The organism is Mesorhizobium sp. CA14, assembly GCF_020165195.1.
Lineage (GTDB): Bacteria > Pseudomonadota > Alphaproteobacteria > Rhizobiales > Rhizobiaceae > Mesorhizobium.
The window spans coordinates 52769-66920 of record NZ_JAIUHR010000021.1; the positions used below are offsets into that span (position 1 = coordinate 52769).

Annotated in this window: 3 protein-coding genes; 2 read left to right on the forward strand and 1 reads right to left on the reverse strand. The window is 65.1% G+C overall.

The features are described 5' to 3' along the window. The first annotated feature begins 559 nt into the window (after window positions 1-559). Entirely contained in the window at window positions 560-12079 is an 11520-nt protein-coding gene (locus LB565_RS20550) for an autotransporter-associated beta strand repeat-containing protein (protein WP_224587157.1), read from the forward strand. Between the two features lie 113 nt (window positions 12080-12192). Continuing rightward, window positions 12193-12738 carry an invasion associated locus B family protein gene (locus tag LB565_RS20555; RefSeq protein WP_224587159.1) on the forward strand — a complete coding sequence of 182 codons (546 nt, stop codon included), beginning with the start codon at window positions 12193-12195 and terminating at the stop codon, window positions 12736-12738. A gap of 598 nt (window positions 12739-13336) precedes the next feature. Here the strand turns inward: LB565_RS20555 and LB565_RS20560 are convergent. Further along, window positions 13337-14149: an NAD-dependent epimerase/dehydratase family protein gene (locus LB565_RS20560; protein ID WP_224587161.1), complete on the reverse strand. Its 813-nt coding sequence runs from the start codon at window positions 14147-14149 to the stop codon at window positions 13337-13339. Window positions 14150-14152: the final 3 nt, after the last annotated feature.

Sequence of the window (14152 nt, forward strand, 5' to 3'; positions counted from 1 at the left end):
TCTGGTTGAGATCATTTGAAACCATGCCGGGTTTCATACGGCTGATGCATGGGCAGGCGACCATCGCCAAGTGCTTGCGTGTGCCGGCGGGTGCCGAGGAGGACGGGGACATGCCGAGCTTTGCCCGAAATTGCGGGTTGCAGCACGCGTCTGTCACCGTAGATTTCCAAGGAGCTGCAGACATATTCGATGCACGGGCGCCGTCCGTTCGGGCGGCTGCTTGCGATCTCAATCATTGACGCGATGCTGCGGTGTTCCGCAAATCTCTGGATTAGCAAGGTTGTCCCAAGGGCGCCGGGTTTCCGGCAGATGCCTTCGGGGGCAGCGGGGCTCACCCGACGCCAAAACCGAGCAATTTTCTCAGGCGCCGGTTACTTGGAGCAACATCGCGCGTTGCGCTTTTCAGGGCAGGCTTTGCCGGATGGCGATTTCCGCCTGATGCCCGCGGTTGCACCCGCGGCAGCCGGCTTCGATCCGAATTTCCAATTGCAATCGCATGCGTGCGCCAGATCGCGACCGGTGGTCGCGAGACTCGCCAGGGTTGGCGCCGGGGGGAAGAATGAGCCGAGTCCAGGACCGTTCAGCTGAGACCCTGGAGCGCGGGAAGCGCTCGTCCGCAAACGGGTCCCTCGCCAACATGTCCGGCTCGCACCTGCTGCGCGGCGGCCGCATGACCAAGTGGAAGGGGCAAGCGGCGAGCTATGCGCCGAATCTTGCCCACTCGGTCGCTTCTGCCCCTCGTCCGCACAGCGCCGCCGTCCTACTCGCGCTCCTCGTGGGCCTTGCGGCCAACCCGACGGCCGCCGCGGATCTCTACTGGGATGCCGATGGTTCGGGGGTCCAGCTCGGCGGCACCGGAACCTGGAACACCGCGGCGCCGGCGCTCTGGAACACAACCGGCAATGCCACGGCCGGCCCCTTCGTGATCTGGAGCAACGCAACGCCGGACAACGCCCTCTTTGCCGGCACGGCGGGGACGGTCACGCTCGGTGCGCCGATAACGGCTGGCAGCCTTACATTCAACGTCAGCGGCTATACCATTGCAGGCGGTACGCTGACGCTCGGCGGCGCGACGTCAACAATCACGGCAACGGGCAACGCCACCATAAGCTCCATCATCGCCGGGTCGGCGGGGCTGAACAAGGCGGGTGGCGGCACTTTGAGCCTGACTGGCGTGAACACGTTCACGGGCGACATCACAGTCAGCGCGGGCGGATTTGCCATCAATGCCGATGCAGCGCTCGGCGCGGCCGCCAATGGGATATCTGCGGCAGCGGGCACCTCCCTGACCTTCAATGGCAGTCTCAACGCAAGCCGCGTCGTCACGCTCGGGGCCGGCGGTCAAGTGACGGTGGCAGGGGCAGGTGCAGCGGCGGCTCGTTATACCGGCAGCGGCGGGATCGTTGCAGCAACGCTGACGAATGCCACCAATGACTACACCGGCCCCACGACGCTGAGGAGCAGCAGTAGCGTCTCCTTTTCTTCGATTGGCAATCTTGGCCAAGCGAGCGCATTGGGCGCACCCACGACCGCAGCGAATGGAACCGTGCTCATCATGACCGGCTCGGGCGGTGACCAGTACGGGGACAGCGCCAGCTATACGGGCGCTGCGGCCAGCACCAACCGCAACTTCGAGCTGCGGCCCGGTCCGATTAGTGGTGCAACCCTCACCTTCCGCAATTCGGGCACCGGAACGCTGACCATCAACGGCGACATTGCGCTCACCAGCGCCGGCAGCAACAGCGGCAGTAACGCGGTTAGCTTCTCCGCCGATTCTGCCGATCTCCAACTGCTCGGCGTGATAAGCAGCACCACTGGTCGAGCCGTTAACTTCGGTGGGACCAGCAGCGCCAGGACCATCACACTAGGTGACGCCAATACTTTCGCGGGCACGGCGGGAATCGGTGCTGCCACGGTCAAGGTCGGCACGCTGGCAAATGCGGGCGTAAACAGCTCGCTCGGTTCGGGTGCCTCGATAAGCTTGGGCAACGGCAGCGTTCTCAGTTATACCGGCGGTGCAGTTGGGCTCGACCGGACATGGTCCGTGTCGGGCACGGGGACGCTCCAGAGCGACGGTACAGGCGCGCTGACCCTCAATGGCGCGACGACGCTCGTCGCCGGCTCCACTTTCACGCTGGGGGGCAGCTACACCGGAGCCGACAACACGGTCTCCGGCGTGATCTCCGGCTCAGGCGGTCTCGCCAGCACTGGCAACGCAACCTGGGTGCTCACGGGCGCCAACACCCGCACGGGCGCCATCACCGTGAACGGAGGGACGCTGCGCGCGGGCAACGCCTCGGCCTTCGGCACGACGACCGGCATTACGACCAGCGGCGGCACGCTGGACCTCAATGGGTTCAATATGTCCACCACCTCGCTGGCCGGCACCGGCGGCACGCTGGCGCTGGGCAACGCGAATTTCACCGTTAATCTGGGTACCGGGGTCAGCAACACCTATGGCGGCAGCATCACCGGCAGCGGCAGCCTGACCAAGCTCGGCGCAGGCACGCTGACGTTGACCGGCGCCAGCACCTATACGGGCGCAACGACGATCGGTGGCGGCACCCTGGCGCTCGACTTCTCGCCGGCCGGAGGGCCAACCAGCGGCATTATCTCTGCCTCGTCGCCGCTCGTCATGAATGGCGGAACGTTAACCGTCAAGGGTGCGGCAGGCGAGACGAATCTGCAGAGCTTCGGCGGCCTCACGATCACCACGGGCAACAACACGGTGAGCGCCACCTCCGGCGCGGGCGGCAGCACCACCGTCGGTCTTGGCGCCATCACCCGCACCGGCGGCCTCGCCAATTTTGTTCTGCCCACCGCAGGCGCCGTCACCACGACCGGACCCGACCGGGCGCTCGGCGGCTGGGCAACGGTCAACGGCTCGGACTATGCCAAGGTGGTGGGGGGCAACATCGTTGCCTTCACCGCGGCCGACTACGTCAACCAGGACAATGCCAGCCTATGGCAGACCAACCAGATCCTGAGCGACGCCGGCGGAGCGGCGAACACGCCCTTCTTCAACACGGTCGGCGCCAGCATCCAGATCGGCGGGCTGCAATATACCGCGGCCGCAAACTCGACGGTGACCGTGGCGAGCGGCCAGACCCTCGGCATCGATGGCACCATCATCGTCGCGCCTTCTGTGGGCGCGGCAAACCAGACGATCACCGGCGGTTCGATGACGGGCACGCTGGGCGGCGGCGTGCTGGGCGTCCAGCAGAACGGCACCGGCACGTTCACCATCGCCTCGACCATCGTCGACAACACCGGCACCGTCGGCTTCAGCAAGGCCGGCACTGGCAAGGTGGTGCTCTCCGGCAGCAACACCTATACCGGCGCCACCACCGTGAGCCAGGGCACGCTCTCGATCAATTCGGTCGCCAACGGTGGCACCGCCAGCGCCATTGGCGCCGCGTCGACCGATCCATCGAACCTGGTGATCCAGGGCGCCACGCTGGAATATTCCGGCGGCACTTCCTCCACCGATCGTGGCTTCACCGTCGGACGCGCCGGCGCCATCACCTCGAGCACGATCAACGTCACGAATGCCGCCGCCAACCTGACCTTCTCCGGGCAGGTGGTGAGCTCCGATGGTGCCAATTTCATCAAAGACGGCGCGGGCACGCTGACGCTTGCCGGGAGCAACAACAGCTATACCGGCACCACCACCGTCAACGGCGGCATGCTTGCGGTGACCAACCTCGCCAATGGCGGCACCAACAGCTCCATCGGCGCATCCAGCAATGCCTCGACCAACCTGGTCCTGCAGAACGGCGGCAAGCTGGGCTATATAGGTGCAACCGCCAGCAGCGACCGCGGATTCACACTCGGCACGGGCGGCGGCGGCATTGACGTGATCGGCGGCACGACGCTGACGATGAGCGGCACGGCGGCCGGCACGGGCAGCTTGACCAAGAGCGGCGCCGGCACGTTGGTGCTGTCGGGCACGAACACCTATACCGGCGGCACCACGGTGAGCACCGGCATCCTGCGCGCCGGGTCCACCAGCGCCTTCGGCACGGGTCCCATGACCGTTGCAACCGGCGCGACGCTGGATCTCGCCGGCCGTGCCAATACGGTGGGTGGGCTCAGCGGCGGGGGCAGTGTGGTGCTGGGCACGGCGGCCCTGACGACGAACGGCAACGGCAGCTTTACGGGCACGATAGGCGGCACGGGCGGTGTTACCATCGCAGCCGGCACACAGACCTTCAGCGGCTGCGGCAACACCTATGCCGGAGTCACCACGCTTACCGGCAACAGCACGTTGAACGTCGGGTGTCTGGCGAATGGTGGGGACAACAGTGACATTGGCACCTCCGGCAATGCCTCCACCAATCTCGTTTTCAGCAACGGCTTGCTGAACTATACCGGCGCGACGGTCGCGACGGATCGCGGCTTCACGCTCCAGGGAGGAACGGGCGCCATCGGCGTGGCGAACGCGGCCACCACGCTGACCTTCAGCGGGCTGGCCACAGGTCTCGGTACGCTCCGCAAAGACGGTCCCGGTACGCTGATATTGTCCGGCACCAACGACTACAGCGGCGGAACGACGATTACCGGCGGCATCTTGAGAGCCGGTTCGACCAGCGCCTTCGGCACGGGCGCCATGACGGTGAACAACGGCGCGACGCTCGATCTCGCCGGCAACAACAACACGGTGCTCGGGCTCAACGGCGGCGGCAGCGTGACTCTCGGATCGGGCACGCTGACCCTAAGTGACGGGTTCAATCTCACTTTCAGCGGCGCGATGAGCGGCGCCGGCGGGCTCGTGAAGAACGGCACGCGCACGCAGACGCTCTCCGGCTGCAGCAACAGCTACGACGGCAGCACAGCGATCAATGGGGGCGTTCTTGCGGTCACCTGCCTGAACAATGGCGGCGTCGCAAGCTCGATAGGCGATTCCAGCGCTGCGGCAACCAACTTGGTGCTCAATGGCGGCACGCTGCAATATATCGGCGGCGCCGGCAGCACGGACCGCCAGTTCACGCTTGGGGCCAGCGGCGGCACTCTCGATGCCTCCGGCACAGGCGCGATCAATTTCACCAGCACGACGCCGGTCACATTGTCGGGAACGGGCAACCGCACGCTCACGCTCGCCGGCAGCAACACGGCCAACAACTCGCTTTCTGCCCGCATCGACGATCCATCCGGGGGCGTCACGTCGCTGACGAAGTCCGGTGCCGGCACGTGGGTCTTGAACAACACGACCAGCACCTATACCGGCGTCACGACGATCAGCGGCGGCGTGCTTGCGGTCAGCAAGCTGGCCGACGGCGGCCAGGCGAGCTCGATCGGAAAGTCTACCAATGCCGCGACGAATCTGGTGATCGGCAGCGGCTCGACGCTGCGCTATACGGGTGCGGGCGACCAGACGGATCGCCTGTTCACATTGCAGACCGGCATCAGCTTCATCGAATCGTCGGGCACCGGCGCGATCGTCTTCAAAAACACCGGTTCGGCCGCCTATACCGGCAGCGGCAACCGCACGCTGGCGCTGGGCGGCACCAATACCGGGCTCAACACGATGGGCGGCACCATCATCGATGGTCCCGGCGGCACGACCACGCTCGCCAAGAACGACAGCGGCACCTGGGTGCTGACCGGCAACAACACCTTCACCGGCAACACGGTCGTCAATGACGGTAACCTGATCATCGGCAATGGCGGCACCACCGGCAATGCCGGCGCCGGCAACGTCATCGTCGCCAATGCGAGCTCGACGCTGTCCTTCAACCGCTCCGACAGCTTCAGCTTCACGGGCACGCTGAGCGGTGCCGGCAACATCGCCCAAATCGGCACCGGCACGACAATCCTCACTTCGGCAACAAACGCGATCGGCGGCAGCACACGCATCGACGCCGGCACATTGCAGGTGAACGGCAGCCTGACGAGCAGCGGGGGGATTACGATCAACGCTGGCACGCTGCAGAGCAACGGAGGGGGCGCCTCCATAACCACACCGACGATCACGATGAACTCCGGCTCGAAGCTCAACGTCGGCGGCGGCACGGTCCAGGCAGCCGGTGGCACGCAGACGCTGTTCACGGGCGGGACCGGCGGCGCCACGATCAACTTCACTGGCGGCACGTTGCTCGGCAACGGCACGCTGGGCGGAGGCGGCAACATTGTCAATCTCGCCGCCGGTTCGCTCAATACCGGCGCAGCCGCATTGAATCTCGGCAGCGGCAACGACACTTTCCTGTTGAGCGGTCTTGCGACGATCGCCGGCGTCGGGGTGGACGGCGGCGGCGGCTCCGACACGCTGCAGGTGACCACCACCTTCAGCCGTACGCTCAATGGCGCTCAGATTACCGGTTTCGAAAGCTTGAACAAGCAAGGCGCCGCCACCCTCACGCTGACGGGCGATCACAGCTACACGTCCGGCACGACGATCTCGGCCGGCACGCTGCAGATCGGCAATGGCGCCGTGGCCGGCGCGCTGGCGACGCCGAGCGTGACCAACAATGGCACGCTCGCCTTCAACCTGAACAACACCTACGCCTTCGACGGAGCCATCTCCGGCACCGGTTCGGTCAACAAGCTCGGCACCGGCGTGACCACGCTCACCGGCAACAACACCTATGGCGGCGCCACCAACGTCAATGCCGGGACGTTGCTCATAAACGGCAACCAGTCGGCCGCGACCGGACAGACCAATGTCGCGAGCGGGGCGACGCTGGGCGGCACCGGCACGATCGGCGGCAGCGTCACCGTCGCCGACGGCGGCACGCTAAGCCCCGGCGGGGCCGGCAACGCTCCAGGCACGCTGAGCATCAACGGCAATCTCGCGCTGGGGAACTCCAACCTCAACGTCAACTTCGGCCAGGCGAATGTCGTCGGCGGCGCGCTCAACGATCTCGTCAATGTCGGTGGCAACCTGACGCTCGATGGTACGCTGAACGTGACCCAGAGCCCGGGAGGGACCCTGGGTCCCGGCGTGTATCGCATCATCAATTATACCGGCTCCCTTGCGGATAACGGTCTCGCCGTCACGGATCCCAACTATTTCGTGCAGACCGCGGTCGCCAACCAGGTCAACCTCGTCAATTCCGCCGGGCTGACGCTCAGCTTTTGGGACGGCAATGCCGGCCCCCACTCCAATGGTGCGGTGGATGGCGGCAGCGGCACCTGGCGCGCGGCCGGCGACCAGAACTGGACCGACGCCACGGGCACCTTCGCCGCGCCCTTCGCCAATGCCAGCTTCGCCATCTTCCAGGGTGCTGCCGGGACGGTCACGGTCGACAACACCAACGGCCAGGTGCAGGCGGCGGGCATGCAGTTCGCCACCGGCGGCTATCTCATCCAGGGCGGCGACGTCGCTTTGGTCGGGCCGCAATCGACCATCCGCGTCGGCGACGGCACCGCAGCCGGTGCGGCCTATGTGGCGACAATCACCTCGAACCTCACCGGCAGCAGCCAGCTGCTGAAGACGGAGCTCGGCACGCTGGTGCTGTCCGGCGCCAACAGCTACAGCGGCGGCACCGCGATCAATGGCGGCACGGTTCAGGTCGCCTCGGACGCCAATCTCGGCGACGCGTCCGGCGGCCTTTCGCTGAACGGCGGCACGCTGCACACGACGGCCGATATCGTTTCTGCCCGCGCCGTGACGCTCAATGCCGGCGGCGGCACCTTCGACACCGACAGCGCGACCAGCCTGGCGCTGACCAACATCGTGAGCGGCGCCGGAACTTTGACCAAGGAAGGTGGCGGCACGCTGGTCCTCAGCGGCGCCAACAGCTACCAGGGCGGCACCGTCATCAATGGCGGCGCCGTCGAAATCACAGCCGATGCCAATCTCGGCAACGCAGCCGGCAAGGTGACCTTCGATGGCGGCACGCTGCATCAGACCCTGTCCAGCATCGTGACCGGACGTTCCGCCACCCTTCAGACGGGCGGCGGAACGTTCCAAGTCGACAACGCCTTGCAGTGGGAAGGCGCGGTCGACGGGGCAGGGGCGCTCACCAAGACGGGAACCGGCGCGCTGTTCCTTTCCGCCGACAATACCTATGCCGGCGGAACGACCATTGCGAGCGGCACGTTGTTGCTGGGCACCGGCGGCACGACTGGCTCGATCCTCGGCGATGTGGTCGACAACGGCACGCTCAGCTTCAACCGCGCCAATCTCTATGCTTTCGGCGGCACGATCTCCGGCAGCGGCGGCGTCAGCGAGGACGGCACCGGCAACACCGTGCTTACGGCCGACAATAGCTACGCCGGCACCACGCTGATCGCAGGCGGCGGCGGGCTCTACATCAACGGCAACCAGAGCGCCGCGACTGGATTGACCAACGTCAACAATGGCACGCTCGGCGGCAACGGCACCATCGGCGGCGATGTCTTCGTCGACGTTGCGGGCCGGCTGGCCCCCGGCGACCTCGGCTCCACGCCCGGCACCCTCACCATCAATGGCAAGCTCGACCTGGCCGACGGTTCGAACCTTGATTACTCGTTCGGTCAGGCCGGCGTCGTTGGCGGCGCCTATAACGACCTCGCGGTCGTGCATGGCAATCTGGCGCTCGACGGCACGATCAACGTCACCGAAGCCTCCGGCGGCAATTTCGGCCCGGGCATCTATCGCGTCATCAGCTATGACGGCGCTTTCGTCGACAATGGGCTGAACAGCAACTCGCCCAGCCATATCGTGCAGACCTCGGTCGCAGGCCAGGTGAACCTGGTCGATATCAGCGCGATGACCCTCAACTTCTGGGACGGCGATGCCGGGCCGAAGGCCAATGATGGCGTTGACGGCGGCAATGGCACATGGCGGGCGGCCGGCGACAACAATTGGACCGGCTCCGACGGCGACATAAACGCCGCCTTCTCGAACGGCAGCTTCGCAATCTTTGCAGGTAGCGCTGGGACGGTGACGGTCGACAACACCAACCGCCAGGTTCAGGCCGCGGGCATGCAGTTCGCCACCGACGGCTATCTCGTCCAGGGACAGGATGTCGATCTGGTTGGATCTCAGGCGACGATCCGCGTCGGCGACGGCACCCTGCCGAGTGCAGGGTACACGGCAACTATCAATTCGAACCTCACCGGTGTGAGCCAGCTGGTGAAAACCGATCTCGGCACGCTGGTGCTTGGCGGCACCAACAGCTACTCGGGCGGCACCGCCATCAACGGCGGCATGCTGCAGGTTTCGGCCGATGCCAATCTCGGCGACGCGGGGGGCGCTTTGTCGTTCGACAATGCCGCGACGCTGCAAAACACTGCCGCGTTCAGTTCGGCACGCGATGTGACCCTCAACGCCGGCAGTGGCACGTTCCAGACAGACGCCGATCTCACGCTCTCCGGCGTGCTCGTCGGCGCGGGCGGCTTCACCAAGACGGGCGGCGCGGTGCTGACACTGACCGGCACCAACACCTATGCCGGGCCGACCACCGTGGCGGCGGGCGGGCTCTATGTCGACGGCGACAACGGCCTGGCCACGGGACTTACCTCAGTCGAGATCGGCGCCACCCTTGGCGGCAAGGGCACGATCGGCGGCAACGTCACGGTGGCCGACGGCGCGACGCTGTCGCCGGGATCTGCCGACGGCACGCCGGGCACGCTGGCGATCGCCGGCGATCTGACGCTCTCTGGCGGCTCGATCCTCAACTACAGTTTTGGCCAGGCGAATGTCGCCGGCGGAGCTCTCAACGATCTGACCACCGTCGGCGGCGATCTCGTGCTCGACGGCACGCTCAATGTGACGGTCTCGCCAAGCGGAACCTTCGGTCCCGGTATCTACCGCGTGTTCCATTACAGCGGGACCTTGACCAATAACGGGCTGTCCGTCGGCTCCATCCCGTCCTCGAACTACTTCGTGCAGACGTCCGTCGATCATCAGGTGAACCTGGTCAATGCAAACGGGCTGAACCTGAACTATTGGGACGGCGATGCCGGTCCGAAGTTCGACGGCACCATCAACGGCGGCAACGGCACCTGGCAGAGCTCGTCAGGCAACGACAATTGGACTGAAGACACCGGCTCGATCAACGCAGCCTATTCGGACGGCGTCTTTGCCATCTTCGCCGGCCAGGCCGGCGCTGTGACGGTGGATAACGGGGTCGGGCAGGTAACGGCGGCCGGTATGCAGTTCTCGACCGACGGTTATGTCATCCAGGGCGGCGACATCGGTCTCCTCGGGCCGCAGTCGACGATCCGGGTCGGCGACGGCAGCAGCGCGGGCACAGGCTACACGGCCACGATCGCGTCGGCGTTCACCGGCAGTGCCCAACTGGTGAAGACGGATGCCGGAACGCTGGTGCTGACCGGCACCAATAGCTACACCGGCGGCACCGCGATCAATGGCGGCACGCTGCGGATCTCGGCCGATGCCAACCTCGGCGATGCGGCGGGCGGGCTCTCCTTCGACGGCGGCACGCTCAACACCACCGCCAGCTTCGCCAGCGACCGTGCCGTCGACGTCCTCGGCCAAGGCACGATCTCGACCGATGCCGCGACCACCTTGACCCTGAACGGGGCATTGACCGGATCGGGCGCATTCAACAAAGCAGGAGATGGAACGCTTGTCCTGACGTCCGCTGGCTCGACCTTCTCGGGATCCACCTCCGTCCAGCAGGGCACGCTCGCGGCGGGCGCTGCGGACGTGCTGAGCCCCTTGTTCGCCTTCACCGTCGCTTCCGGCGGCACGCTTGACCTTGCCGGCTTCGACCAGACGGTGGCTTCGCTCAACAACAGCGGGGCGGTACGGCTTGGTGCTGCGGCACCCGGCACGGTGCTTACGCTGAGCGGCGGCTATGTCGGCAATGGCGGCAAAATCCTCATCAATGCCGCGCTGGACGGCGATGCTTCTGCGACCGACAGGCTGGTCGTGCATGGCAGCACCTCGGGCACCGGCATCCTGGCGGTCAGCAATGTCGGCGGCGCGGGCGCGCAGACCAGCGAGGGCATCAAGATCGTCGATATCGACGGTAGCTCGGCCGGCACCTTCACGCTCGCCGGCGACTATGTCTTTGAGGGCGACCAGGCCGTGGTCGGCGGCGCTTACGCCTACCGGCTCTACAAGAACGGCGTCAGCACGCCGGCCGACGGCGACTGGTACCTGCGCTCCACGCTGATCAACCAGACCGGTCCGCTCTATGCGCCAAGCACGCCGCTCTACGAAGCCTATGAAGGCGTGCTGCAGAGCTTCAACGAACTGGGCACGCTGCAGCAGCGCATCGGCAACCGGACCTGGGGCGAGAGCGCGACGCCGCAGGGCGCGGATGTGCCCGGCCAGGGTCCGGTCGACGGCAACGCCATCTGGGCGCGCATCGATGCCGCGCATGGCAAGTTCGAGCCCAAGACCTCGACCACCGGCACCGACTACGATGTGACCACCTGGAAGCTCAATGCCGGCGTCGACGGCCTGCTGCATGAGAGCGAGGCCGGCATCCTGTTGGGCGGCATCACCGTCCATTACGGCACCGTCTCGTCGGACGTGTCGTCGACCTTCGGCACCGGCTCCATCTCGGCCACCGGCTACGGTGTCGGCGGCACGCTGACCTGGTTCGGCAACAGCGGCTTCTACGTCGACAGCCAGGCCCAGGCGACCTGGTATGACAGCGACATCAACTCGGCCGTGCTGGGCAAGCTTGCCGACGGCAACAACGGCTTCGGCTATGGCTTGAGCATCGAGAGCGGGCAGAAGATCGCGCTGCGCTCCAACTGGTCGCTGACCCCGCAGGCGCAGCTTTCCTACTCCTCGGTTCGCTTCAGCAGCTTCACCGATCGGTTCAGCACGGTCGTGTCGCCCGGCAGCGGCGACAGCCTGATCGGCCGCCTCGGCATCTCGGCCGACTATGAGGACCAGTGGGCCGACAGCGCCGGGCAGGTGAGCCGGGCGCATGTCTACGGTATTGCCAACCTTTACTACGACTTCCTCGACGGAACCGATGTCGATGTCTCGGGCGTGAAGCTTTCCAGCCAGAACCAGAAGCTCTGGGGCGGCGTCGGTCTCGGCGGCTCGCTCGACTTCGGCGACGGCAAGTACTCGGTCTATGGCGAGGCGCTGGCCAAGACCAGCCTGGCAAGCTTCGGCGACAGCAATGTCATCAGCGGCAAGCTCGGCTTCAGCGTGCGCTGGTAGCGGCGTCGACGAGGCACCGGCATAGCTTGGTTAAGCAATACAATGCGCGCTGTTGTGCGCATTCTCTGTCGTTCGCATTCTGGCGGTCCGACTTTTTGAGAGATGGAAACGAGATGAAACGAAACAGACGAATTGGTTATGCCACGCTGATCGCCGCAAGCTTGCTTTCGCTTGCGGTCGCATTCGCGCAAGACACGGCGGCCCTCCCGGGAGGCGCGACCTCGCTCAGGGAAGGGCATGCCGACTGGACTGTCTCCTGCAATCTCGCCACCCAGAACGGCGCCGGCGTGAAGGTGTGCGCGCTGTCGCAGGAGCAGACCGACAGCCAGTCGCGCCAGCGCGTGCTGGCGATGGAACTGCGCCCAGCCGGCGAGGCCGTCCAGGGAACGCTGGTGCTGCCGTTCGGCCTGGCGCTGGACCAGGGGGTGACACTGCAGATCGATGACGGCCCGACTCTGCCGCCGCTGCGCTTCCGCACCTGCCTGCCCGGCGGCTGCATCGTGGATCTGAGCTTTGACGCGGAGACCCTGGCGATTCTTCGTGAAGGCAAAAGCCTCAAGGTCAAGGTGATTGCGGACGGCGGCAAGGAGACGGTGCTTGCCCTGTCGCTGAACGGCTTCCCCAGCGCCGCCGACAGGACGGTCGAGCTGTTGAAGTGACACCGTTGGCCGTTTCGTGACGAGCCGGTTAAGCCGAGATCCACTTGGGCTTAAATTAGGCCGAGTGTCTCAATCAACGCCCGGCTTTCGGCCGCTGCATGCAAGGTCCGCTTTTTGCCCAATTATCACCAGCAGGATGGTTGAGAGACTGTGGGTTCAGCTAGATAGGCTGCGGAACCATGCGGAAAGATACGAGAAAGTTCTCGATTTACGCCACAAAAAACTCAACAAAATCAACGGTGCGAGGTCGCCCTCCGGGCCCACCAAAACATCCCGTAACCGATTTGTTGTGGCTATATTTTTTGAGAGTGGCCCACAATGTCGACTCGAACCCCCTTCGTTTGAAGAACCTCGAAGCGTTTTTACGCATTTCAAGGACATCGAATCGAGCCAGGCATCGCGAGTGCTGAACTCGAGTGACCGTTGTCGCGTTTCCGCGAAATCGGCGCGCTTCTGATAATTCAGTCCGCGGACAATCGCTTTGGGTCCGGGCCAGGTATTGCTGGCATCAGTCTGAGAGATTTCGCGCATGCGAAGCGCGTTCTGTGATGCCAGTTGGCGTGATTAAACCACATGTTACTCCCGCTGTCGTAAATCGTCATACTGGCGTATCGTCAGGGTGGCCAAGCTCGCAGAACCAGCCTCCGAGATACTTCACCGACGGTCTGGTTGGATCGGGAACTGGGGTCTTTGCCTCGACTGTGGCGCGAAACGGTTCGGCGCTGTCCTGCGGGATAAAGCCGAGGTGGTCCGCGCCGCTGTTGTCGACCATCTTTAGCTTGTTGTTGGAAATGCCGAAGGAGATCGTATGGCCGACGCGCGGCGCGGTCAGCGATGCTTCGACCAAGCGCACGCAGTCGGCGAAGGAGAGATACGACCACAGCATGCGGCGGTCGGCCGGCTCGGGGAAGGACGAAAAGATGCGCAGGCATACCGTCTCGATGCCGAACTTGTCCCAGTAGAGCCGGCTGAGGCTTTCAACGAAATTCTTCGACACGCCGTAGAGGCTATCCGGGCGCACCGGCGCGTCGACGCCGATATGCGCCTCGATCTCGTGATAGCCGATGGCATGCACCGACGAGGCGTAGATGACACGCTTCACGCCGTGTTTCCGCGCGCCTTCGTAAATGTGGTAGGAGCCCCGGATGCTGGAATCGAGGATGGTCTGCCACTCGCATTCGAGCGGCGCGCCGCCGAAATGCACGATCGCGTCGCAATCCTTGGTCGCGGCGATCGTGGCTTCCATGTCGGCGAGATCGAAGACCGCTTCCTCTTCGTGAGGCGCGAGATCACCGAACGGGTGGCGCCCCGCCAGGCGAATCGTCTTTGCCAGCGGCACCAGCCCCTTGCGCAGCTCTGACCCAAGCCGGCCGGCGGCGCCCGTGATCAGGATACGTTCGTAATGCGGCATCGT

Coding starts and splice junctions, on each gene's coding strand:
- LB565_RS20550 (WP_224587157.1), top strand. CDS start 560: ATGAGCCGAGTCCAGGACCGTTCAGCTGAGACCCTGGAGCGCGGGAAG.
- LB565_RS20555 (WP_224587159.1), top strand. CDS start 12,193: ATGAAACGAAACAGACGAATTGGTTATGCCACGCTGATCGCCGCAAGC.
- LB565_RS20560 (WP_224587161.1), bottom strand. CDS start 14,149: ATGCCGCATTACGAACGTATCCTGATCACGGGCGCCGCCGGCCGGCTT.